Origin of the sequence: Bacillus andreraoultii (assembly GCF_001244735.1) — a bacterium.
In the GTDB taxonomy this organism is placed as follows: Bacteria; Bacillota; Bacilli; order Bacillales; family Caldibacillaceae; genus Caldifermentibacillus; species Caldifermentibacillus andreraoultii.
The window spans coordinates 36318-58196 of sequence record NZ_LN868935.1 but is presented as its reverse complement, the minus strand read 5'-3'; the positions used below and the strand labels follow the sequence as shown (position 1 = coordinate 58196).

At 34.9% G+C, this 21879-nt stretch carries 20 protein-coding genes and 1 pseudogene; 14 read left to right on the top strand and 7 right to left on the bottom strand.

All coding sequences use genetic code 11. The annotated features are described in order from the left end of the window. Nucleotides 1-111: 111 nt before the first annotated feature. Nucleotides 112-357: a DUF1292 domain-containing protein gene (locus tag BN2144_RS00715; protein WP_033826457.1), complete on the top strand. Its 246-nt coding sequence runs from the start codon at nucleotides 112-114 to the stop codon at nucleotides 355-357. Nucleotides 358-420: 63 nt separating this feature from the next. Here the strand turns inward: BN2144_RS00715 and BN2144_RS00710 are convergent, their stop codons facing one another. Together BN2144_RS00710 and BN2144_RS00705 are read right to left on the bottom strand one after the other, a co-directional pair. Then, nucleotides 421-1749 (bottom strand): IS3 family transposase, encoded by a 1329-nt coding sequence (locus tag BN2144_RS00710; RefSeq protein WP_033826456.1) that lies wholly within the window; start codon nucleotides 1747-1749, stop codon nucleotides 421-423. Between the two features lie 296 nt (nucleotides 1750-2045). After that, nucleotides 2046-3179 (bottom strand): DEAD/DEAH box helicase, encoded by a 1134-nt coding sequence (locus BN2144_RS00705; RefSeq protein ID WP_033826455.1) that lies wholly within the window; start codon nucleotides 3177-3179, stop codon nucleotides 2046-2048. A gap of 209 nt (nucleotides 3180-3388) precedes the next feature. Here BN2144_RS00705 and BN2144_RS00700 point away from each other — a divergent pair, with 209 nt between their 5' ends. Next, nucleotides 3389-4285 carry a DMT family transporter gene (locus BN2144_RS00700; protein WP_075047777.1) on the top strand — a complete coding sequence of 299 codons (897 nt, stop codon included), beginning with the start codon at nucleotides 3389-3391 and terminating at the stop codon, nucleotides 4283-4285. An 87-nt stretch (nucleotides 4286-4372) separates the two neighbouring features. Continuing rightward, nucleotides 4373-5356, top strand: a complete 984-nt coding sequence (locus BN2144_RS00695) for a cation diffusion facilitator family transporter (RefSeq protein ID WP_042337405.1) — start codon at nucleotides 4373-4375, stop codon at nucleotides 5354-5356. 19 nt (nucleotides 5357-5375) lie between these two features. Here BN2144_RS00695 and BN2144_RS00690 read toward each other — a convergent pair whose 3' ends face one another. Then, nucleotides 5376-6326: a DMT family transporter gene (locus tag BN2144_RS00690; RefSeq protein ID WP_042337403.1), complete on the bottom strand. Its 951-nt coding sequence runs from the start codon at nucleotides 6324-6326 to the stop codon at nucleotides 5376-5378. A 215-nt stretch (nucleotides 6327-6541) separates the two neighbouring features. On the opposite strand from BN2144_RS00690, the gene BN2144_RS00685 reads away from it, so the two are divergent. Further along, entirely contained in the window at nucleotides 6542-6763 is a 222-nt protein-coding gene (locus tag BN2144_RS00685; protein ID WP_033826454.1) for a DUF2187 family protein, read from the top strand. Between the two features lie 176 nt (nucleotides 6764-6939). Beyond that, on the top strand, nucleotides 6940-7872 hold the full coding sequence (gene cyoE, locus BN2144_RS00680; protein WP_033826453.1) for a heme o synthase: 933 nt from the start codon (nucleotides 6940-6942) through the stop codon (nucleotides 7870-7872). A gap of 231 nt (nucleotides 7873-8103) precedes the next feature. Here the strand turns inward: cyoE and BN2144_RS00675 are convergent, their stop codons facing one another. Then, nucleotides 8104-9003 carry a TetR/AcrR family transcriptional regulator gene (locus BN2144_RS00675; protein ID WP_033826452.1) on the bottom strand — a complete coding sequence of 300 codons (900 nt, stop codon included), beginning with the start codon at nucleotides 9001-9003 and terminating at the stop codon, nucleotides 8104-8106. A gap of 245 nt (nucleotides 9004-9248) precedes the next feature. Here BN2144_RS00675 and BN2144_RS00670 point away from each other — a divergent pair, with 245 nt between their 5' ends. From BN2144_RS00670 to BN2144_RS21060, 5 genes and pseudogenes are all read left to right on the top strand, one after another. Further along, complete coding sequence (locus BN2144_RS00670) at nucleotides 9249-10760, top strand: MDR family MFS transporter (RefSeq protein WP_033826451.1); 1512 nt, start codon at nucleotides 9249-9251, stop codon at nucleotides 10758-10760. A 242-nt stretch (nucleotides 10761-11002) separates the two neighbouring features. Continuing rightward, entirely contained in the window at nucleotides 11003-12211 is a 1209-nt protein-coding gene (proV, locus tag BN2144_RS00665) for a glycine betaine/L-proline ABC transporter ATP-binding protein ProV (RefSeq protein ID WP_033826450.1), read from the top strand. A gap of 1 nt (nucleotide 12212) precedes the next feature. Next, a complete protein-coding gene (locus BN2144_RS00660; RefSeq protein WP_033826449.1) occupies nucleotides 12213-13043 on the top strand; it encodes an ABC transporter permease in 831 nt (276 codons plus the stop codon). Nucleotides 13044-13062: 19 nt separating this feature from the next. Continuing rightward, complete coding sequence (locus tag BN2144_RS00655; protein WP_033826604.1) at nucleotides 13063-13959, top strand: glycine betaine ABC transporter substrate-binding protein; 897 nt, start codon at nucleotides 13063-13065, stop codon at nucleotides 13957-13959. 116 nt (nucleotides 13960-14075) lie between these two features. Beyond that, a pseudogene (locus BN2144_RS21060) lies at nucleotides 14076-14235 on the top strand (DDE-type integrase/transposase/recombinase); the annotation flags it as partial. A gap of 508 nt (nucleotides 14236-14743) precedes the next feature. On the opposite strand, the gene BN2144_RS00645 reads toward BN2144_RS21060, so the two are convergent. The 3 genes from BN2144_RS00645 to BN2144_RS00635 all read right to left on the bottom strand — a co-directional run bounded on the left by BN2144_RS00645 (nucleotide 14744) and on the right by BN2144_RS00635 (nucleotide 17181). Next, complete coding sequence (locus BN2144_RS00645) at nucleotides 14744-15364, bottom strand: GntR family transcriptional regulator (protein WP_033826447.1); 621 nt, start codon at nucleotides 15362-15364, stop codon at nucleotides 14744-14746. 137 nt (nucleotides 15365-15501) lie between these two features. Next, nucleotides 15502-16470, bottom strand: coding sequence for a sensor histidine kinase (locus tag BN2144_RS00640; RefSeq protein ID WP_230199674.1), 969 nt, complete (start codon nucleotides 16468-16470; stop codon nucleotides 15502-15504). A 12-nt stretch (nucleotides 16471-16482) separates the two neighbouring features. Next, nucleotides 16483-17181 (bottom strand): LytR/AlgR family response regulator transcription factor, encoded by a 699-nt coding sequence (locus BN2144_RS00635; RefSeq protein WP_033826446.1) that lies wholly within the window; start codon nucleotides 17179-17181, stop codon nucleotides 16483-16485. A 198-nt stretch (nucleotides 17182-17379) separates the two neighbouring features. Between BN2144_RS00635 and BN2144_RS00630 the strand changes: the two genes are divergently transcribed. The 4 genes from BN2144_RS00630 to ftsH all read left to right on the top strand — a co-directional run bounded on the left by BN2144_RS00630 (nucleotide 17380) and on the right by ftsH (nucleotide 21773). Further along, nucleotides 17380-18132 carry an ABC transporter ATP-binding protein gene (locus BN2144_RS00630; protein WP_033826445.1) on the top strand — a complete coding sequence of 251 codons (753 nt, stop codon included), beginning with the start codon at nucleotides 17380-17382 and terminating at the stop codon, nucleotides 18130-18132. Further along, nucleotides 18122-19279, top strand: coding sequence for an ABC transporter permease (locus tag BN2144_RS00625; protein WP_033826444.1), 1158 nt, complete (start codon nucleotides 18122-18124; stop codon nucleotides 19277-19279). Before BN2144_RS00630 ends, BN2144_RS00625 begins: the two co-directional genes overlap by 11 nt. Before the next feature lie 184 nt (nucleotides 19280-19463). Continuing rightward, complete coding sequence (locus BN2144_RS00620; RefSeq protein WP_033826443.1) at nucleotides 19464-19898, top strand: MarR family winged helix-turn-helix transcriptional regulator; 435 nt, start codon at nucleotides 19464-19466, stop codon at nucleotides 19896-19898. 39 nt (nucleotides 19899-19937) lie between these two features. After that, nucleotides 19938-21773: an ATP-dependent zinc metalloprotease FtsH gene (gene ftsH, locus BN2144_RS00615; protein WP_407637994.1), complete on the top strand. Its 1836-nt coding sequence runs from the start codon at nucleotides 19938-19940 to the stop codon at nucleotides 21771-21773. Nucleotides 21774-21879: the final 106 nt, after the last annotated feature.

Sequence of the window (21879 nt, the reverse complement as noted above, 5' to 3'; positions counted from 1 at the left end):
TTCTTTTTATACGAGTGATTAAAAAAACGGACAATAATGAAATAATATTCTATAAACAATCATCATCGACATGATATACGAGTTAGGAATAATTTTTTGGAGGCGTCAATGTTGGGAAAAATAGATGTAGGTGAACTATTTTTTATGAGTGATGAAACGGATGAAGTGAATGAGGTAGAGGTTCTTGCAACAATGACTGTAGACGGAAGAGAATATGTTGCTGTAAGCTTAAGTGAAGATTTACATGACTCACATGATGATATTGATGTTGTTTTCCTTAAAGTAGAGAAAGATGGAGAATACGCAGCAATTGAATTAGATGAAGAATTTGAAATAGGTTTAACAAAATATCATTAAACAAAAAAGAGAACCGTACTTTTTAAAATGGTACCTATGTCAAGGACACAATAAAAAAAGAGGTTAAGCAACTAGAAGATGATTCCTATATTGAATAGGGGTCATCTTTTTTAAATTCCATTGATATCGATAATTGTTATAGTAAACCATATAGTGATTTATTTTTGCTTTTAGTTCTTTTAAGGATTTACAAGATTGATAGTCTACTTCATCTTTTAAATGACCAAAGAAAGACTCTTGAGGGGCATTATCCCAACAGTTCCCTCTTCGGGACATAGATTGTCCTAGGCCATATTTTTTTAATAACTTTTGATATCTGGGGCTCGTATAATGGCTCCCTTGATCAGAGTGGATGAAGGCATCTTTATGTAGTGTAATCTTCTTGTTTTTCATTAGTTTGTGAATCGTCTTTGTTGCGATGTCTAGAGTGATACGATCAGAAACATGGTAAGCTAGGAGTTCGTTAGTGGACGCATCTTTTATGGTTGACAAATAAGCCATGGAATTTCCGTTATATGGCAAATAAGTAATGTCCGTTAATAACACTTTTCCTGGAACTCCTTGCTTAAATTCCCTATTTAACTTGTTTGGAACAACCTGATGCTCCTTGGTTGCTTTAGCGATCCTTTTATAAGGATTTGGCTTTCTGTGAGGACAGATGATTCCATATTTCCTCATGATTCTCTGTATCTTTTTACGGCTAAACGTAATGTTAAAATCATTCTCCAGTATCATTTTAATGGAGCGTGAACCTTTCTTATATCCGCGCCGATTAAAGGCCTTTAAAATGATTTCCTTCGCTTCAAGATCCAATTTCTCCTTTGCTTCCCGGAAAGAGGAAGCCTTTAGGTAGCTATAATATCCAGACCGGGATACCTCTAAGAGGCCACATAGATACCTGGTCATCCCCTTAAATCCATTTTGTTCAATGGTCTCCTGAATCAATTGATATGCATTATTCGGATTTAGATTTTCGCTTGAGTTTAGCAGCCTCCTTTCTGTCGTTTCTAGCTTTTTTAACAGCTCAACCTGTCCTTCCAACAGTTCGATTCTTGCCTTTTGTCTTTCAATCACTTCGGACGGTGAAAGCTCACGTTTCAAGGGTCTGCCGGAAGCGTTTTTCCTCGTATCCGTAAGCCCAATCAAGCCATTCTTCTCATAGGCCTTTTTCCACCTGCAGGCTGACTGTTCGATTCGTTTTATTCCTATAACGTCCACATCGAAACCGTTCTCCGCAAAGATCTGACGAGGGAGTTTGCCAGCTAGGTACTCATCAATAAATCTATTTTTAAAATCGTCAGTATAGGTAATAGACCGATCGCTGACACGATGTATATTTGGATTCTGTTGAAGTGTTTTTATCTCTTTGGTTGAAAAAGTTATTTTACTCATGTTGTCCCCTAATCCCCATATTCTAAAATTCAAGTATATAAAAAAATACCTGTAGGTGAAACACTCTTTTTCAAGTGTCCTACCTACAGGTACCATTTTAATGATCCCGTCATTTTTTTAGCTAATAGGAAAGCATAAATTTCCCAATTTCTACTTTCCTTATGCACTTAAGCGGGACAAGGAAAGCTCTAGCAGCTACATCAAAGCCGAAAAAACCTCTTTTTTAGCGAACTCAAGTCTCTCGCTTCGCCAAGTTTTATTCGTCCCTAAAGTTTTCTTTAAAAACGTTCGAGAAATTATCTCTTTAAATCAATAAGCTTTCCACCACGTAATTGTTTTTCAATCAAGTCTATTTGTAATTCTTTCCCCATTTTCTGTAAAAAGCTTTCTTCTATCGTGTTGACAATTGAAATGACTGTACCTTCTTTCCCCATACGCCCGGTGCGACCAGACCGGTGTAAATATTGTTCTCGGGTGCTTGGAAAGTCAAAATGAATAACCGTTTGAACATCTTGTATATCAAGGCCTCGAGCCGCTACATCGGTTGTTAGTAATAATGGGACTTTACCAGAACGAAATTGTGCAATTGCCTCTTTCCGCTCTTTCTTTTTCCCTTCGCCAGCTAATACAGCTAAGTTTAGACCATGGTATTGTAATTTGATTGCGGCTTCTTCAACTTTATTTGTATTTTTTAAAAAGGCAATTGTGCGACCAGGGTTAGTATGCATAAATTTTCTTAGCGTATCTACCTTCTCTCGCTGTTCACTCTTAATATATACATGTGTGATATGCTTACCTTGATTTTTTTGCTGGATCCGAATGAGTTGTGGACTTGTTCCAAGCTCACTAGCCATTTGTTCCGCCTCTTTTGTTATCGTTGCAGAAAAGAAAAGTAACTGTCTTTCCTTCAACGTTGCTTTTATAATATTTTTTACTATTTGTATATGTTCTTTTGCAATCAATTGATCGGCTTCATCGATGACAATTGTTTTCACTTCATGCATTTTCAACTTTTTTGCTTGAATGAGTTCAAGAACCCGGCCAGGTGTCCCGACGACGATTTGTGGTCGGTCTTTTAACTTTTCAACTTGTTTTTTCATATTTGCCCCACCAATAAAGGAGGCACCTTTAAATGAAGTACCGTTTGTGAATTTCCGTATTTGATCTAGTATTTGCATCGATAGTTCACGGGAAGGAACGAGAATAACGGCTTGAACATGTTGTGTTTTTTTATCTAATTTCTGAATGATTGGTAAAAGATAGGCTAATGTTTTTCCTGTTCCGGTTGGTGATTCAACAATGAGATCTTTCCCCTCTAATATAGCAGGAACCGTTTCTTCTTGGACTGCTGTAGGTTGTTCAAATCCTGCTTTTTTCCAGTTCTGTTGAATAAATGGTGCGAATTTTTGTAAATCTTTCCACTGTGACATAACTTACCACCTTTTTGAATATCCTCTTCAATGTTCTTATATTGTATACGATTTATCGTTGAAGTACAAAAGTTTGTAGAAGAAATATGGAGTTAATAGTTGCGTATTAAAAACATAATTTCTTTAAAGATTCGGAAATCTTATGTAATTTTTTCGGAAATCGTAGTAAAATGAATAGTACAATTGCAAGACAAGTTGGGGGAGAGGACATGTCTGGAAAATTAAAGATGACACTAGCGATGCTAATCTTTGGTAGTATCGGTTTATTTGTAAAAAATATTGATTTATCTTCGAGTGAAATTGCTTTATTTCGAGGAATAATCAGTAGTCTTTTTTTAATCGCCATAAGTTTTTTATTAAAAAAGAATCTACGCTTTCGTACAACGAAAAAAAATATCATTCTACTCTTATTTTCTGGTGCAGCGATTGGCTTTAATTGGATTTTTTTATTTGAAGCCTACCGATATACAACCATTTCAAATGCAACATTAAGTTATTATTTTGCACCCATTTTTGTCATGCTGCTCGCTCCATTTATTTTAAAGGAGCAACTAACGCTAGGGAAAGTAGGAAGTATTGTTACAGCGATGGTCGGGCTTTTCCTTATCGTTGGTACCGATAGTAGTTCAAATAGTGAGTATCATCATGTTACCGGAATTATGTACGGTTTATTAGCAGCAGCCTTTTATGCAAGTGTTATCTTAATGAATAAATTTATTAAAAACTTATCTGATTACGAGGCAACAGTTGCTCAGTTAGGGTTGGCATCTATTGTGTTGTTGCCATATGTTTTATTTAATGAGTCTTTTAATTTAACTACATTAAATACTACATCGATTTTATTTATTCTCATTGTTGGCGTTATTCACACAGGGCTTGCTTATGTTTTTTATTTTTCTGCAATAAAGGAATTAAATGGACACGCGATTGCAATTTTTAGCTATATAGATCCAATTTCTGCAGTAATGATGGCTGCTATATTTTTAAGTGAAAGTATGAGTGCAGCACAAGTAATTGGTGGTGTGTTCATATTAGGTTCGACCTACTTGAGTGAAAGAAAGGGAATCAAACTCTTTAAAAGGGAGAGAAACAGCATCCAGAGATAGTTGTTAAAAAGATTGTCCGATTTTCTGTTTGAAAAAGTCCATTTTCGTGCAATAATAAAATTGATGCTTGTTATGAGGGGACTTTTGATGATAAAGCTAATTATAAGAAAGTTTATTAAAAACCATGAAAACGTTAGTGATGGAAATGTACGAAAGAGTTATGGAATTTTATCTGGTGTGCTAGGAATTATTTGTAATATTATCCTCTTTGCTGTCAAATTAATTACAGGGTTATTTATGAATAGTATCGCTATCATTTCAGATGCATTTAACAACTTAACTGATTCCGGGAGTTCGTTAATAACGATATTCGGTGCTAACCTAAGCAGTAAACCACCTGATAAAGAACATCCGTATGGGCATGGTAGATACGAGTATATTGCCTCACTCATCGTATCCTTCATTATTTTTGGCGTAGGAATAGAATTGTTCCGCAGTTCATTAAGTAAAATCGTCCATCCAGAAAAGGTAGAGTTAACTGCTCTATCACTCATCATTTTAGCATGCTCAGTTCTTTTAAAACTTTGGATGTATGTTTATAACCGTTATATCGGGAATTTAATTAATTCAAGTATGAATCGAGCGACGGCGAAAGATAGTTTAAATGATGCGATTGCGACTACCGGTGTGATTTTAGGTACGATTATCGGTGTATTTGTAAATTTTCCAGTTGATGGTATTTTAGGTTTAGTTATTTCTGGATTAATTATGTACACTGGTTTTATTACGGCAAAAGATTCAGTCGACTTTTTACTTGGAATGTCTCCAGATCCTGAATTAATGAATCGTATTCAACTGATTGTGGATAACTATAATGAACCGATTAATTATGTTCATGATTTAAAAATTCATGATTATGGACCTGGAAGACAGATGGCATCGATGCATGTCGTTGTCCCTCCGCAAATGACGGTCGCAGAGGCACATTATATTGTTCATGATTTGGAACTGAAAATAGAAGAGGAATTAGGAATTGACATCGTTATTCATATTGACCCAGCGAAAGATATTGATGAAAACCCTGAGATTTACAAAAAACATAAGCCAAAATTATATAAACAAACGCGCTAATTAGGTAAGCGCGTTTCTGCTACATATTAGGACGATTATTTTGACCTTTTGGATGTAAATGTGGAGTTCTGTTAACGATAATAATTCCTGCAGCGACGAGTGCCAATCCGATAAGAACAAGAGAGTGAATTCTTTCACCTAATAAGGCAGAGGACAAAAAGACTCCAAAGACAGGCGTAAGGAATAAATAAATCGACACTTTTCCTACAGCATTATATTTCATCACATTATTCCACAGAACAAAGCCAGCAGCCGATAAAAATGATAAATATAAAAGAATAAGGATGGATTTTAAAGTAAAATGAAACGGAAACATTCCAACTTGAATCATTCCAATGATTAAAAGTCCAATCGCACCAAAAATCATTTGATAAGCAGTTAAATAACCTACTTCCATTTTTCTAGCGCCTTCTTTAGCTAATATATTCCCGAATCCACTAACAAGCATCGCGAGTAATAATAAAATTTCACCTAATCCGAAATGGATATCAGATGCACCTTTTTGTAAATTTACAACAATGACACCCGAAAATCCTGCAACGAGTCCAAGTAGTTTTTCCTTTGTTAATTTGTCATCTGTGTACATGACATGTGCGAGAATCATTTGGAAAAAGGAAGTAGTTCCTGCAATGATTGATCCTTGAATACCCGTTGACAATGCAAGTCCAATGTAGAAAAGTACATACTGCAAAAATGTTTGGAAAACACCAATTTTTAATACAGGGATAAAAGTTTTACGTTGAAATTTCATAGGTTTCTTCATCATTATGAAAAATAAAAGAACGAGTACTCCTGCTAGAAAAAAGCGATATCCTGCGAACAAAAGTTGCTCTCCAATATCATTTGAACCAATACTTAAAAGATTGTAACTAAGTTTGATAAAAGGAAAGGCGCTTCCCCATAAAAGCGTGGCAAAAACTGCGGAAAATAGAATACCTAGTGGGTGGGTGAAAAAACGTTCAGTTGACATGAATCTACACTTCCTAATTATATTTAATTTAATCATCGTCTAATAGAAGTTGTTCTTTAGAGACAAATTCCATTATATAAGCTGATTCAATTATTATCAATTGTAACTATTTCCGCGGCCCTCCTGTTTATCTTTCTTTAAAATGGTCATATTAAAAAAGAAATTGAGGGAGACTTTTTAAGTTCCTATCTGAATAAAGTGAGTGAGGGATTGAAATGGACCAAGAAACAAAAATTCAAGAAGAAAAAAATGTGAACGTAAAAAAAGCGAAAGTTGGTGATATGATTGAGGTGAAAAGGGGTCAGCATAAAGGAAAAACTGGAGAAGTGTTAATCGTTCGGGATAATTCGGTGATTATCCAAATGGGGATTAGTAAAAAAACGGGAGAACCAGTGAAAACAGTAGTGAACCATAAAAATTATAAACGAGTAATATAAAGTGCTTTTAAAAGGCTAGTATCATGAATATATTTCTAACGTACAAAGGTTTAGGTTGCAACACGAGTGCTTTATGGATGTTCAACCTTTCTACTTACAAAGATTTTCATTTCGTGTTAATATGATAGTGGATTAATTATATAAACATGATGAATATCTTTAAAAGGATGAGGTTTATGGAGAAGAGAGAGGCGCTTACGAATCGAGAATTGTTACAAACCACTTTCTTAGAACGTGTTTCAATACGGCAATTTATAATCGATCTTAAATATTTGTTGAAAGGGAAAGTTTTGGTCGCAAATGTCCTCCCTGTATTTACAGCTTATTGGTTATCGCTTTATTTTGCCGGTGAACGGTTTAATGAACATTGGTCACTCTTTCTGTTAACGATGATTGGTAGTACACTCGTTATTTCAGGGGCTTTAATTATTAATAATTGGTATGAAGTAGATTTAGATAGCAAAATGATACGGACACAGAAACGTCCAACAGTAACTGGTCATTTCTCAATGAAATCTGTTTTATGGTCGGGTATTATTACAACAATTATCGGTCTCGTTGTGATGTTAATGACAACATTGGAAGCGGCAGTTTACTCCTTTTTAGGTTGGTTCGTTTATGTTGTTTTGTATACATTTTGGTCAAAAAGGAAATATACATTAAATACAGTGATTGGTAGTGTATCAGGAGCGTTTACTCCACTTATTGGGTGGGCTGTAGTGAAACCAGCCAACCATGTTGTTCCAATTGTCCTTTTTACTATTTTATTCATTTGGCAAATACCCCATACGTTAGCTGTCGCAATGAAGCGGTTTGAGGACTATAAAGCAGCTGGTGTACCAATGTTGCCAGTCGTATGTGGAATGGACGTAGCAAAACGCCAAAATTTGCTTTATATTATTTGCCTTTTACCGATTCCATTTTTATTATTTCATATATTCGGACCCATCTTAGTAATTGTCTCAACCATCCTTACGATTGGCTGGATTGTATTAGCTTTCAGAGGCTTTCATACGAAGAATGTAGAAAAATGGGCACAAATGAATTTAATTTATTCGTTAAATTATTTAACATGGCTATCCGTTACAATGATTTTATTAACTCTATAACGTAAAAAAGCCGGGATGCGATTAATTCCCGGTTTTTCTTTTGGCTAATAGGAAAGTATAAATTTTCCAACTTCTACTTACCAATACGCTTAAGCACAAAAGGAAGGCTCTCCAAGCTACATCAAAGCCGAAAAACGCTTTTTCCGTTTGGCGAACTTTAGTCTCTCATGTCTCCTAACGGCTCTAGCTTCCCCTGAGTTTTCTTTACAACAGTTCATTTGAAACCTATATTTACTTCTTTCCTTTTTCTATACGGATTGTAATAATATCCTCTAATTGTTTAATTTCCTTTAAATTTAATGTACTACTTTCTTCTTTCAGTTTCTCTAACGCAATTGATACGAGAAAAAAACGAGGTTCATCCTCTACTACAAGCTCCTCATAAATAAAATCTAGTAATTCTATAAAATGAGTCTTATCCTTCTGCGTCATGACAGATTTCTTCATCGCTAAAATCGTTCGATATAGAAGTTGCTGGTCATCCATCCGATTCATACTTGATTCTGGAAGCCATTGTTCCAATAAATGAGGAGAAAATAATGATTCGTTCGTTATCTCAACTTCTCTTACAATCTGGATAATTCGATTTAAACTGTAACGAATGACATCTTGAATACGGACTTTACTTGATTCTTCGTAAGCTAAAGAATAATAATTTAAATTCTTGTTCAAAATACCGGTAAACATAATTGCGCAGTCTAGTAAGTACGGCTTTTTGTTATCACCAAATAAATCAATGAAACGATTGTAAATCCATTTCAAAATACGTAACTGACCACTGTTGAAAAATTGCTTTAATTCCTCATCATGAGAGGCAACAATTTCTTCAAACAGGGAAATTAGTTTATTTTTTCGATTCATAACAATTTGCATTTCGATTTGTTTGATAAAAATATTGATATCAGAAGGATCTTGACCAATTAATAGTTCATTTCGCTTTTTTTCAAGCTGTGTATAATTAATTTTAAAAAGTTCCATTAACAATTCATTTTTTGACGAGAAGTAGTTATAAAACGTACCTTTTGAGATGCCACTATATTCTAAAATGTCATTAATTGATGTAGCGTGAAAACCTTTGTCTATAAATAATTGATGAGCCTTTAAAATGACCTGTTTTTTGCGCTCATTCATATATATCACCTAACTCTTTCGTATTTACTAAAGACCATACCCACGGGAAGGGTCCAGGTTCGCGCATAACAGCCATATTTATAAAAGCTGATGAACTATATAAAAATTGTATAGGTAACTTGAAACGATTACAAATAAATAGGTAGATTTTTTTATTGCAAAATTATTTTTCTTAGTATAAGATAAATTTTACGTGAAATAATGGTCTAAAATATTGAACCGATAGTATAAAAGGGGGGAGATGTATGGATGAAGTACACTCTAAGCGTCCGCCATATGGAATTATCGCCATTTTAATGGTGGGTGCTTTTATTTCTTTTTTAAATAATACATTTTTAAACGTTGCCCTTCCATCAATTATGAAAGATTTAGATGTGAAAATGTCAACGGTACAGTGGTTGTCTACAGGATTTATGTTAGTTAATGGGATAATGATTCCAACCACTGCATTTCTTATTCAAAAGTATTCTGTTCGGAACTTATTTTTAACAGCAGTTGGACTTTTCACTGCTGGTACAGTTATTGGAGCAATCTCTCCTACGTTTGCCATATTATTATTAGCGCGGATGACACAAGCCTCTGGTTCCGCCATTCTTATGCCACTATTAATGAACGTCATGTTAGTAAGTTTTCCTATTTCTAAAAGAGGGGCAGCAATGGGAACGCTTGGGCTTATTCTTACATTTGCTCCAGCGATTGGTCCTACTTTGTCTGGCTGGATTGTTGAACACTTTAACTGGCGTGCACTTTTCTATTTAATTGCACCAATTGCAGTGGCTGTTCTAATTTTAGGCTTCTTCCTATTAAAAGATAAGAAGGAAAAAGTAAATATGCACATCGATTTCCTATCACTTGTCCTATCTACCTTTGGCTTTGGTGGATTATTATATGGATTTAGTACTGCGGGAAATTCAGGTTGGAATAACTGGCAAGTATATGTGAGCCTTGTAATTGGTATAATCACATTAATCATCTTTATATTTAGACAGAACAAACTTACACAACCGATGCTTAACTTCCATGTTTTTAAGTTTCCAATGTTCTCATTAGCATCTGTTATTACAATGGTTGTAAATATGGCGTTATTTTCTGGATTTATGCTTTTACCGATTTACACGCAATCCATTATCGGATTATCTCCAATGAAATCGGGACTCGTTTTATTACCAGGTGCAATTATTAACGGACTAATGTCACCTATTACAGGAAGAATGTTTGATAAAGTGGGTGGGCGTATTTTAGCTGTTACTGGGTTAACGATTCTTACGGTTACGACATTTTTCTTTAGTAAATTATCATTTGATACAACATTTACACATGTTGCGATTCTCCATGTTTGTCGAATGTTTGGTATGTCGATGATTATGATGCCAACTTCAACAAATGGACTTAACCAATTACCACCACGTTTGTATCCTCATGGTACAGCGATGAACAATACATTAAACCAAGTATCTGGTGCGATTGGTACAGCATTTTTAATAACGATTATGTCCACTCGTCAAGAAAGTCATGCACAGGAATTAATGAAAGCAGCGATGACAAAGGCAAATGGTGCATTAACTCCCGAACAAATCGGACATATTCAATTAGAAGCATTGCTTGAAGGGATTAATCATACATTTTTAATCTCTACCTTTATTATTTTCGTTGCTTTAATTCTCGCCTGCTTCATTCAACGGGCAACACCGAGCGAAGAAGGTGGAAAAAAAGAAAAGATGAAAAAAACATTAAAAAATACGGCAATGGAACATTAATTAAAGCAAAAATGAAATGATATAAAGACTATTTTCAAATGGGAAAATCCAGATGGAAATAGTCTTTTTTTCTACAGAAGTTTTTAAAAAAAGACGTTTTTCCTAGACAAGTAACAACTCATTTGTTAGAATAGAATCGTTACTTAAAAGAAACAACTCATTATAATTAGATAGGTTGTTACTATATTACCATAATATTTCACTTGATTATGGTTAAGTTATTAAAATTATGAGGTGAAAGAATGAGTGAAGTAAAAATAGAGGTTCGTAATGTTACAAAGATATTTGGTAAATCTCCTCGTCAAGCCTTAGAAATGTTAGATAGTGGAATATCAAAGAAAGAAATATTGGCGAAAACAGGAATGACTGTTGGAGTGAATCAAGCTGATTTTAAAGTTTATGAAGGGGAAATTTTTGTCATCATGGGTTTATCAGGGAGTGGTAAATCTACATTAGTTCGAATGATTAATAGATTGATTGAACCATCAGCAGGAAATGTGTTCATTGATGGTCAGGATATTGTGAAATTAAACGCAAAAGAATTAAGAGAAGTACGAAGAAAAAAGTTAAGTATGGTTTTCCAACAATTTGCTCTATTTCCTCACCGAACTGTCCTTAGTAATGTGATGTATGGACTTGAAACTCGTGGTGCAGATAAACAAATGCAGATGGAAAAGGCACAAGAGGCACTTAAGCAAGTCGGACTAGAAGGTTATGAAAATAGTTACCCGAAAGAGCTTAGTGGGGGAATGCAGCAACGGGTTGGATTAGCGAGAGCATTGGCAAATGATCCAGATGTATTACTTATGGACGAAGCCTTTAGTGCATTAGATCCTTTAATACGGAAAGATATGCAAAATGAATTACTTAATTTACAAGATAAATTGAAGAAGACAATTGTTTTTATTACACATGATTTGAACGAAGCATTACGATTAGGAGACCGGATTGCGTTGATGCGCGACGGAAGTATCGTTCAAATCGGGACAGCAGAAGAGATTTTAACAAATCCAGCAAATGAATATGTAGAACGGTTTGTTGAAGATGTTGATTTTTCTAAAGTTTTAACTGCAGGTCATGTAATGAAACAGCCGGAGTCAATTCGAATTGATCGCGGTCCACGTGTTGCTCTTAAAATTATGAGAGATGCCGGAATATCAAGTGTTTATGTCGTTGATAAAAAAGATTTATTATTAGGTGCAATTACTGCGCAAGATGCTTCCGAGGCAATAAAAAGTGGTCAATCATTGGAAGAAGCGATGACGCGGGAAATTGAAACGGTTCATCCAGATACACTATTGGATGATTTACTAGATAAAACAGCTACGGCAACGATACCTGTAGCTGTCGTTGATGAGGACCACCGTTTAAAAGGAATTATTGTACGTGGCGCTGTATTAGCGGCGTTGTCAGGAAACGGTACTCATCTGAACGGAAAAGAGGAGGAATAAGATGGATATACCAAAATTACCTCTTGCAGAATGGATTGAAACATTAGTTTCATTTATGCAAGATGCGTTCGAACCATTTTTTGATTTTATAACAGACAGTATTGGTGGATTTGTCGATTTTATCGTGCTCGCTTTATCAGCAGTTCCACCTTTAATATTAATATTAATTATTTCTGCTATTGCTTACTGGTTTTGTAAATGGGGAGTTGGACTATTTTCGTTAATTGGTCTTTATCTTATTTACAACTTAGGGTATTGGGAACCGATGATTGATACATTAGCGCTCGTCTTAACATCAGTTATGATCTCTATCATTATTGGTGTACCAATTGGCATATGGATGTCACAAAGTAATCGGGTGCAAGCAGTGTTGACACCAATATTAGACTTTATGCAAACAATGCCTGCCTTCGTTTATTTAATTCCATCAATTTTATTTTTTGGTATTGGGCTTGTTCCAGGAATTATCTCATCAGTCATTTTCGCAATGCCACCAACTATCCGGTTAACAAATTTAGGGATTCGTCAAGTACCGAAAGATTTAGTTGAAGCAGCAGATGCCTTTGGTTCTACGTCTTGGCAAAAGTTATATAAAGTACAATTGCCGTTAGCTACCTCGACAATTTTCGCAGGGGTGAACCAAAGTATTATGCTTTCCTTATCTATGGTTGTAATTGCATCACTTGTTGGTGCCCCAGGATTAGGGTCAGATGTTTATCGAGCAGTGACACAAATTAAAGTAGGGATTGGTTTTGAAGCTGGTCTATCCATTGTTATTTTAGCTATTATTTTAGACCGGATTTCTCAAAATATGAAACATAAAAAAAATTAAGGGGTGTGTTTTCTTGAAGTTGAAAAAGAGATTTGTATTTTTATTTGTCTTGGCATTAGGTTTTGTCCTTTCCGCTTGTAGTGGTAATGGGAATGGAACGGATAAAGGGAGTGATGAAGGTACCTCTGTTGGAAAAGAAGTTAAATATAAAATTGTAGGAATTGAGCCAGGTGCTGGTATCATGCAAGCAACAGAAAAAGCATTAAAAGAATATGATAATTTAGCTGACTGGAAACTTGTTGAATCGTCTTCAACTGCAATGGCTGCAGAACTTCAAAAAGCGTATGAAAAAAAAGAACCGATTGTAGTAACGGGTTGGTCACCACACTGGAAATTTGCTAAATTTGATTTGAAATACCTTGAAGATCCAAAAGGAATTTATGGGGAAGAAGAATCAATTGAAACGTTGGTACGTAAAGGGCTGAAAGAGGATCAACCAAGTGCTTATACGGTGCTTGATCAATTTCATTGGGAACCATCGAATATGGAAGAAGTTATGGTAGAAATCCATGATGGTGCTGAACCGAAAGAAGCTGCTACAAAATGGGTTGAAGCGAACAAAGATTTAGTTTCTGAGTGGACAAAAGGAGCAGAGGAAGTTAGTGGGGAAAAGATTTCTCTTGCCTATGTTGCCTGGGATACAGAAATCGCAAGTGCAAATGTTGTAGGAAAAGTACTCGAAGATTTAGGGTATGAAGTTGACTTAATTCAATTAGATGCTGGTCCAATGTTTGCATCTGTTGCAGAAGGTGATGCTGATGCAATGGTTGCGGCATGGTTACCATTAACACATGCCGATTATATGGACCAATACGGGGACAAATTGGAAAATTTAGGTCCAAACCTTGAAGGTGCAAAGACTGGTCTTGTTGTTCCAGCCTATATGGATATAAATTCAATTGAAGATTTGAAATAAAATGAGTAAGGGACTTTCAAAGTTGAAAGTCCCTTTTTTCGTACTAGGAATGTATAAATGAAAAAATTTATACGTTCCTATAGGATCGACCGTATTGTAAAAAGTTTTTATATTAACAATGTAAGGTGTGTACATGTTTGTTTAGCAAAAAGAATCGTTTTTGAAAGAGGCTATTTTACGATTTCCTCACTGTTCCAAAAAGACTTAAAGAAATAAAAGAACGAAAAGAGTTTGGTGTTTTTAAAATGTAAAAATAATCAATGTTCTTACTACCAAACCTATGTGGCTTTATTTTTGGTAACTTTTAACTTTCTCAGGCCTCATGCTTCACTTGAGAATAAAGTACCTGTCATATTCCAGAGCTTTCCAAATTGCCGCATATGCCTGCGCATTGAAACAATTGTAGTTAATGGTTATATTATCTGTGAAAATATAATTATTTTTTACTAACAGGGGGCTAGTAGGTAATGATGAGCCTAATTCCTCATTGTATAACTGAGGTATTAGGCTTTCATTTTTAGCACTATACTGAATGATGGGTTTTGATCCAATTTTATAACAGAAAAACACGCATTCCCCAATTTTTTATCCTTGAATTGTAAGCTCCCATTGAAACAAGTAAGTATATCAAGCTTACAATTTTATTTATTCTAGTAGCAAAATAAAAGTGCAGAGCTTTGCAAGGCAAAAATGATTCAAGTAGAATACGTAAAATAACCGTAAATCTGATTTAAAAAACATGGAAATACGGTTATTTGGGTAAGGTGTGATATTTTTTATCGTCTTATTCATTTAAAAAATGCATGACTCGTTGGACGACATTGTCATTTCCGATGATAAGGAGTATATCTCCTTCTTGAAATGTAGCAAAAGGTCCTGGAGAAACAATCACTTGTTCGTTTCTTTTAATAGCCACAATTGTTCCGCCTGTATTATGCCAGAAATTCACTTCACCAATTGTCTTTCCGTTATGGACACACCCTTTAGGGATTTCTATTTCAATCGGTGCAAGCGGATTTGTGTTTCTTAATTTTCCTGTATAATCAATAATTTTTTCAACAATATCAAAAAGCTCACTATCAAGCTGTTGACGTTCGTACAATAGGTCACGCATTTGTTTTTCAAGATCTTTTAAGCTTCTCATATTTGAAAAGCTTTGAATAAACTTATATGCATTTTCCCGAGAAGTAATGACAACGCCGCTTCCTTTAGTTGATTTTACAATTTCCACGTCTTCCAAAATTTTTATTGCTTTTCGTATTGTTTCAGGAGAGACATTATACTCACTTGCTAATGTCGATCTTCCGTAAATTCGCTCTCCAACTTTTAATTGTTCATTATAAATTCTGTTCGCTATATCGATTGCGATTCTTTGATATGCCGGTAATTGCGTTCGAACTTGCATTTCTTTCATCCTCTTTATATATTTTCAAAGTCATATCTACTATCCATCATATCATAAAAAGTATCGTACAAAACAATTACCTAACCATAGAATGAAGGTGAGTATAGAAAGTTTTACGACAGGTAAAATGAAACCTATCAACGAATAGCAGGAATTTTTATTTTTAATTGAAATGACTCATCTTTATGCGTGTAATCTAAAAAACCGTGATATTTTTTAACAATGTCAAAAATCAATTTCGTACCTAGTCCTTCGTGATCACCACTCTTTGTTGTTTTACCAAAAGAATGAAATAAATGATCAATAATTTCTGTTGGTATCGTGACCGTACTATTTTTACAAACGAGTATATATAGACCGCCTCGTTTATTAAATTGAAAAGAAATGCTTGCCTTTTCACTGTTTACCTTTTGCCATTCTTCACATGCATCGATGCTATTAGATAAAATATTTCCGATTAATGTAACGATCTCTTTATTTGTTAAGGGAAGGGAAGACAATGGAATATCGAAATCATAGACGATATCCATATTAAGTGAAGTTGCACGATTATACATATGGTGGAGAATTCCAGCAACGACACCACGCTCTCCCTTAATTGATAAATTTGTTTCTTTATAATCATCGACAAGCTCATTTAAATATTGATGTGCCTCATGAGTGCGTTCATTTTCTAACATATAATGAAGGACCGAAATATGTTTTAAAAAGTCATGTCGTTCACTTCGTACGATCCTGAACATTTCATTAAACTGATTCCGTTCTTCCTCCATTTGCTTGAATGATTGATTTAGATGATAGATCTTTTGAGAACCTACGATCCGAAGACCTTCTATGCTTAAATATAATAGAAAAGTAGATAGAGCAATCCAAGGCGATTTATTTATAAGTGAAATAAAGGTAACGAGAAATTGTAAAGTAAATAAAGAGATATGTACTTTTAATCCTAAAGCGGTGAGTTGAAGGATTATTTTGTTAAAAAGGAAAAAGAGAATAAGTAAAACGAATATGCCCGTTACATAAATAGGTATACTTGTAGGAACCAATTGAAGTAAGTTGAGAAATCCAAGGACGCCTACAATTGACCAATAAAAAAGTTTCTCCAAAATATCCACCCTTTAAAAATAGTTTTCTTGTAAAAAATCAATTTTTTCTTTTGTAATCATTGCTTTTTCCGCAATACCGTCAAACATAACGACATACGAATTTTTTGCATAGAGGGAAAAGTTTTTTACATAATGAATGTTAATAATAAACGAACGGTGTGATCGGATAAAATCACGTTCCCTTAATTCACCTTCAAGTTCATTTAATGTTAAATATGTTTTCACGGGACCTGATTTTGTATAAATCGTTGTCGAGCGTCCGGAACGTTCGATAAAAATAATATCCTTCTTTTGGATGATATGAATGTCGTTTTTTCGTTTAATATACAAACGTCCCGCTATTTCTGAACTCCGGTTTTTTTCCATGATTCGCTCAATGGATTTAATTAGTCTCTCTCTTGTATATGGTTTCATAATATAGTCATGAACATTTAATTCAAACGCATGAACGGCATAACCACTATTTGCTGTAACAAATATTACCGCAATATTAAGCGCATGGGAATGAATCATATCAGCTAGTTCATAACCAGATAAATTCGGCATTTCAATATCAGCAATTAATAAATCAACGGATTTCTTTTTAATATGTTCATATGCTTCTTCTGCTACTTGTGTTGCAAAAACAATTTCTACCCCAGGAACACTTGATACAATTCCTTTCAGCTTCTCTAGATCCATGAGTCGATCATCGACAAGTCCGATTCTCATTTGTCCTTCCCCCAACTGCAAATCTTTTACTTTTATTCCCAATATTAATTTATTTTAGCATAAAAATGCCGTCTAGTTGTTCCGTCAATATAAAAAACGACATTTTCACGACAGGAAAGGAACAATTCACGACAGGATAGCAGAATTGCGATTGGTTTCTTTGTATGATTAAAACAACAAGAACATGAGGTGATAAGAATGATTCATATACATGAAGTGACAAAACAGTTCCGTGATAAGAAAAAGTCTGTGACCGCCTTGAAACATATTTCTTTTACAGTTAAAAAGGGGCAAACGGTCGGCTTACTTGGTGAAAATGGAGCGGGCAAGACGACATTGCTGCGGACAATTGCAACACTGTTAACACCGACGGAAGGGCAAATTACGGTTGCTGGATACGATACAGTAAAAGAGGCAAATGCGATTAAAAAACGGATTGGTGTTCTATTTGGTGGTGAAACAGGACTATATGATCGATTAACAGCTAGGGAAAATCTTGAATATTTTGCAAGTTTATACGGACTAAGTAAACATGAAACAAAAGTAAGGATTGATGAACTATCAAGAATGTTTGGCATGCGGGATTACTTGGACAGGAAAGTTGGAAACTTTTCAAAAGGGATGCGACAAAAAGTTGCTATCGCTCGGACATTAATTCATAACCCAGACATCATTCTCTTTGATGAACCTACAACTGGGCTTGATATAACCTCTTCAAATGTTTTTCGTCAACTCGTCCATCAATTGAAAAAGGAAGGGAAGACAATTATATTTTCGAGCCATATTATGGAGGAGGTTTCCATGCTATGTGATTCGGTTGCGATGATGCATATGGGAGAATTGGTCCATCATGGAGATTTAGAAGAATTATATAAAATAGAAGGAAGTCGCGATTTAAATTATATTTTTATGAGTAAATTAGTGAGAGGTGAAGATACACATGTTTCGTAAAATTTATTTAAAAGAATTGAAAGATGTTTTTCGTGATTCCCGAACATTACTTTTGACCGTTTTTTTGCCCATTTTAATGATGACAGGATTAGTGTTTTTTTATGAAACGATGAGTTCGGATGGAGAGGATAAAACTTTTAGACTAGCAGTACCAAATACAATTACTGAGAATGAAGAACGTATATTTTCTGTATTTGACAATATTGAGCTAGTAAAAACGAATAATCCAGAGAAAATGTTTGAATCTGGTGATGCAGTAGCTGCCATTATTTTCTCTGATGATTTTGTACAGCATGTGGAGAACGGAGAAGAGGCAAAAGTGACAGTCATTGGAAATTCCTTTAGCCAAAATTCTTCTACGTTATTATCTCTCGTCAATCAAGCGTTAGCATCCTATGAAAAAAACATTGTTTCTAACCGTTTAGTTGAAACAGGAACAGATCCAAAGCTGATTCAACCGTTTGTGATTGAACAGAAAGAAATTTCAGATGAAGACGGTGGATCGTTTTTATTAGCAATGTTAGTACCGATGATGTTAGCTTTGGCCATTGGTGTCGGTTCAGGCTCAAGTGCATATGATTTATTCGCTGGGGAAAAAGAAAGAAAAACGATGGAAGCTTTACTGATTACCCCAGTCAACCGTACAACTTTAGTTTTATCGAAGTGGCTTGCAATTTCGACAATAGGAATTATCACTGGGCTGATAACATTGCTTGTTGTTGTTTTTGAAATTAGTTTCTTTACGGAAAATCTAAAAAAAGGGCTTTCCTTTGGTGATGACACTTTAAGTATTGTTAGTATCGCGTTCCTTGTCATTCTTGTATTTGCAATGGTAAATGCCGCTATTTTAATGATTGCAAGTATCGCGGCAAAAACGATTAAAGAAGCACAAAGTTATAGCACACCTGTGATGATGATTATGATATTTCCAACGGTTTATCTTTCAATGATTGGTATAAATGAGCTAGGTTTATTCCATTTTGCTACACCGATATTGAATATATTTAGTATTTTGAAAGAGTTGCTGTTTGGAATCGTTAATTATCAACATGTATTATTAATGGTGGGCAGTAATATTGTGACCATGTTCATTTTATTTATTATAGGAAGAGTTATGTTTATGAAAGATAAGTGGGTTATGAGTTAACGAAGAAGAAAGTATGAAAGTGGTTATGAAGGACTTCAACGTAAAAAGGGTTGAGGTCCTTTTCGTTTTTAAGGCTATTATTTTAAAATAATTATTTTTCATTGTAATGATAGAATATAATATATATAATGTATAAATAATCTACGAAGGATTTAAGCAGCGTTTTTAAGAAGAGGTGTAGTGAGTGGAAATAGACCAATTAAAAAAATCTTTATTAAGTTATTCTAGAAAAATAAATGATCAAATTTCTTCATTATTATCAAAAACAGGAGCACAATATGACTTAACGAATCAACAAGTTGTCTTGTTATTAAAGCTCCTTCAAGATGGTTCATCAACAATTGGAGTTTTAGCTGAGGAAATGCGGATGGCAGGTGCGAATATTTCCACAATGTGTAAAAGGTTAGAACAGAAAGGACTATTAATTCGTAACCGAGATGAAAATGATGAAAGAATTGTACGAATTTCTCTTTCTGAACAAGGAAATTTTATCGTTGGACAAATTGATCATTTCTTTACGAGTCGCATTGCAACTGTTTTAAAAGAAGGAAATGAAGAAACATTTGAAAAAGCAATTCTTGGTCTTAGTCAATTACATTTGTTACTGAAAAAAATATAATAGGGGATACTATAGGAATAACGATATGGAGGAATGAAAGTGAAAGAAGTTAAACCACCGAAAAAGTCAAATATTTATTTTTATGGTTCTATTTTACTTGTCATCATTTTATTAAATGCATTTGTGTTTCCAAAAATAACTGGACGATTCGTTGAAGAAGTGGACTACAGTACATTTTTAACGATGGTAGAAAAAGGACAAGTTTCTGAAGTTGAAATAGAAAATAATTATATTAACTTTGTACCTAGTGACCAAAATGACCGGAAAACGTATCGTACAGGTGTCATTGAAGATCCTGAATTAGTTGATCGTTTACATGAAGCAAATGTGAAATTTACAAAAGTTGTTCCGAGACAGTTGTCGCCATTAATGACATTTCTATTGTCCTGGATTTTACCATTACTTATTTTTGTTTTAATTGGAAGATACTTCTCGAGAAAATTAGGGGACCGCATTGGCGCTGGTGGAGCGGGACCGATGACCTTTGGTAAAAGTAATGCAAAAATTTATGTAGAAGCACAGACAGGCATTACGTTTTCCGATGTAGCCGGTCAAGATGAAGCAAAGGAAGCTTTACAAGAGATTGTCGACTTCCTTCATAATCCAGGAAGGTATAAAGAAATTGGCGCAAAGATTCCGAAAGGGGCATTACTCGTAGGGCCTCCAGGAACAGGGAAAACATTACTCGCTAAGGCTGTTGCTGGGGAATCAAAGGTACCATTTTTCTCTATATCCGGTTCTGAGTTTGTAGAAATGTTTGTTGGAATGGGGGCTGCTCGGGTTCGGGATTTATTTAAGCAAGCTACAGAAAAAGCACCTTGTATCGTTTTCATTGACGAAATTGATACGATTGGAAAAAGCCGTAATTCAGGTGGTGGCTTCGGTGGTAATGATGAAAGGGAGCAGACGCTCAACCAATTGTTAACCGAAATGGATGGTTTTGATCCAGATAAAGGTGTTGTCATTTTAGCAGCAACAAACAGACCAGAAACATTAGATAAGGCATTGTTAAGGCCTGGTCGATTTGATCGTCGTGTCCCTGTTGAGTTACCAGATTTACGTGGTCGCGAAGCCATTTTAAACGTTCACGCAAAAAAAGTGAAAGTAAGTCCAGATGTTGATTTTAATGCAATTGCGCGGGCGACCCCAGGAGCTTCTGGTGCAGACTTAGCGAATATTATTAATGAAGCAGCATTACGAGCAGTAAAATTTGGACGAAAGATGGTCGAACAAGAAGATTTAGAAGAATCCGTTGAAGTGGTAATTGCCGGTTATCAACGAAAAAATGCAGTATTGTCAACGAAGGATAAATTGCGTATTGCTTACCATGAAGTAGGACATGCACTCGTTGCAGCAAAACAAACTCATACTGCTCCTGTTCATAAAATTACAATCATCCCACGAACAAGTGGTGCACTCGGTTATACGATGCAAGTCGAACAAGATGAGCAAGTACTAATGAGTAAAGAACAAGCATTGGATAAAATTACAACGATCATGGGAGGTCGTGCAGCTGAAGAGGTTATCTTTAATTCAATCACTTCAGGGGCTTCTAACGATATCGAGCAGGCAACAAAACTTGCCCGTGCAATGGTTACCCGTTTTGGAATGAGTAAGCGGTTTGATATGATGGGACTTGAAACAGTTAATAATCCATATTTAGGTGGAGATACAACTTTATTAGTCTCAGCAGAAACGGCAGCAATTATCGATGAAGAAGTTTTATCGATTATAAAATCTTGTCATGCGAAAGCAATCCAAATCTTAGAAGATAATAAAGATCAACTTCACGAAATTACAAAATATTTATATGAAAAAGAAACAATTACTGGGGAAGAATTTATGAATATTTTGTCAGGAAAAGTAACAGCTTAACAAAATTGTAAGGCAGTCCGAAAAGTGGATATCCCAAAAAATGCGCTAATTAAGAATGTTCATCTATCAAGGTTTTGAAACATGAAAAGGGGGCATCCGGAAATCA

Excerpts from the sequence above, each read along its gene's own strand:
- cyoE (WP_033826453.1), top strand. The coding sequence starts at position 6,940 with ATGGAGAAGAGAGAGGCGCTTACGAATCGAGAATTGTTACAAACCACT.
- BN2144_RS00710 (WP_033826456.1), bottom strand. The coding sequence starts at position 1,749 with ATGAGTAAAATAACTTTTTCAACCAAAGAGATAAAAACACTTCAACAG.
- BN2144_RS00625 (WP_033826444.1), top strand. The coding sequence starts at position 18,122 with ATGTTTCGTAAAATTTATTTAAAAGAATTGAAAGATGTTTTTCGTGAT.
- BN2144_RS00660 (WP_033826449.1), top strand. The coding sequence starts at position 12,213 with ATGGATATACCAAAATTACCTCTTGCAGAATGGATTGAAACATTAGTT.
- BN2144_RS00700 (WP_075047777.1), top strand. The coding sequence starts at position 3,389 with ATGTCTGGAAAATTAAAGATGACACTAGCGATGCTAATCTTTGGTAGT.
- proV (WP_033826450.1), top strand. The coding sequence starts at position 11,003 with ATGAGTGAAGTAAAAATAGAGGTTCGTAATGTTACAAAGATATTTGGT.
- BN2144_RS00645 (WP_033826447.1), bottom strand. The coding sequence starts at position 15,364 with ATGCAAGTTCGAACGCAATTACCGGCATATCAAAGAATCGCAATCGAT.
- BN2144_RS00690 (WP_042337403.1), bottom strand. The coding sequence starts at position 6,326 with ATGTCAACTGAACGTTTTTTCACCCACCCACTAGGTATTCTATTTTCC.
- BN2144_RS00705 (WP_033826455.1), bottom strand. The coding sequence starts at position 3,179 with ATGTCACAGTGGAAAGATTTACAAAAATTCGCACCATTTATTCAACAG.
- BN2144_RS00630 (WP_033826445.1), top strand. The coding sequence starts at position 17,380 with ATGATTCATATACATGAAGTGACAAAACAGTTCCGTGATAAGAAAAAG.
- BN2144_RS00635 (WP_033826446.1), bottom strand. The coding sequence starts at position 17,181 with ATGAGAATCGGACTTGTCGATGATCGACTCATGGATCTAGAGAAGCTG.
- BN2144_RS00685 (WP_033826454.1), top strand. The coding sequence starts at position 6,542 with ATGGACCAAGAAACAAAAATTCAAGAAGAAAAAAATGTGAACGTAAAA.
- BN2144_RS00695 (WP_042337405.1), top strand. The coding sequence starts at position 4,373 with ATGATAAAGCTAATTATAAGAAAGTTTATTAAAAACCATGAAAACGTT.
- BN2144_RS00670 (WP_033826451.1), top strand. The coding sequence starts at position 9,249 with ATGGATGAAGTACACTCTAAGCGTCCGCCATATGGAATTATCGCCATT.
- BN2144_RS00675 (WP_033826452.1), bottom strand. The coding sequence starts at position 9,003 with ATGAATGAGCGCAAAAAACAGGTCATTTTAAAGGCTCATCAATTATTT.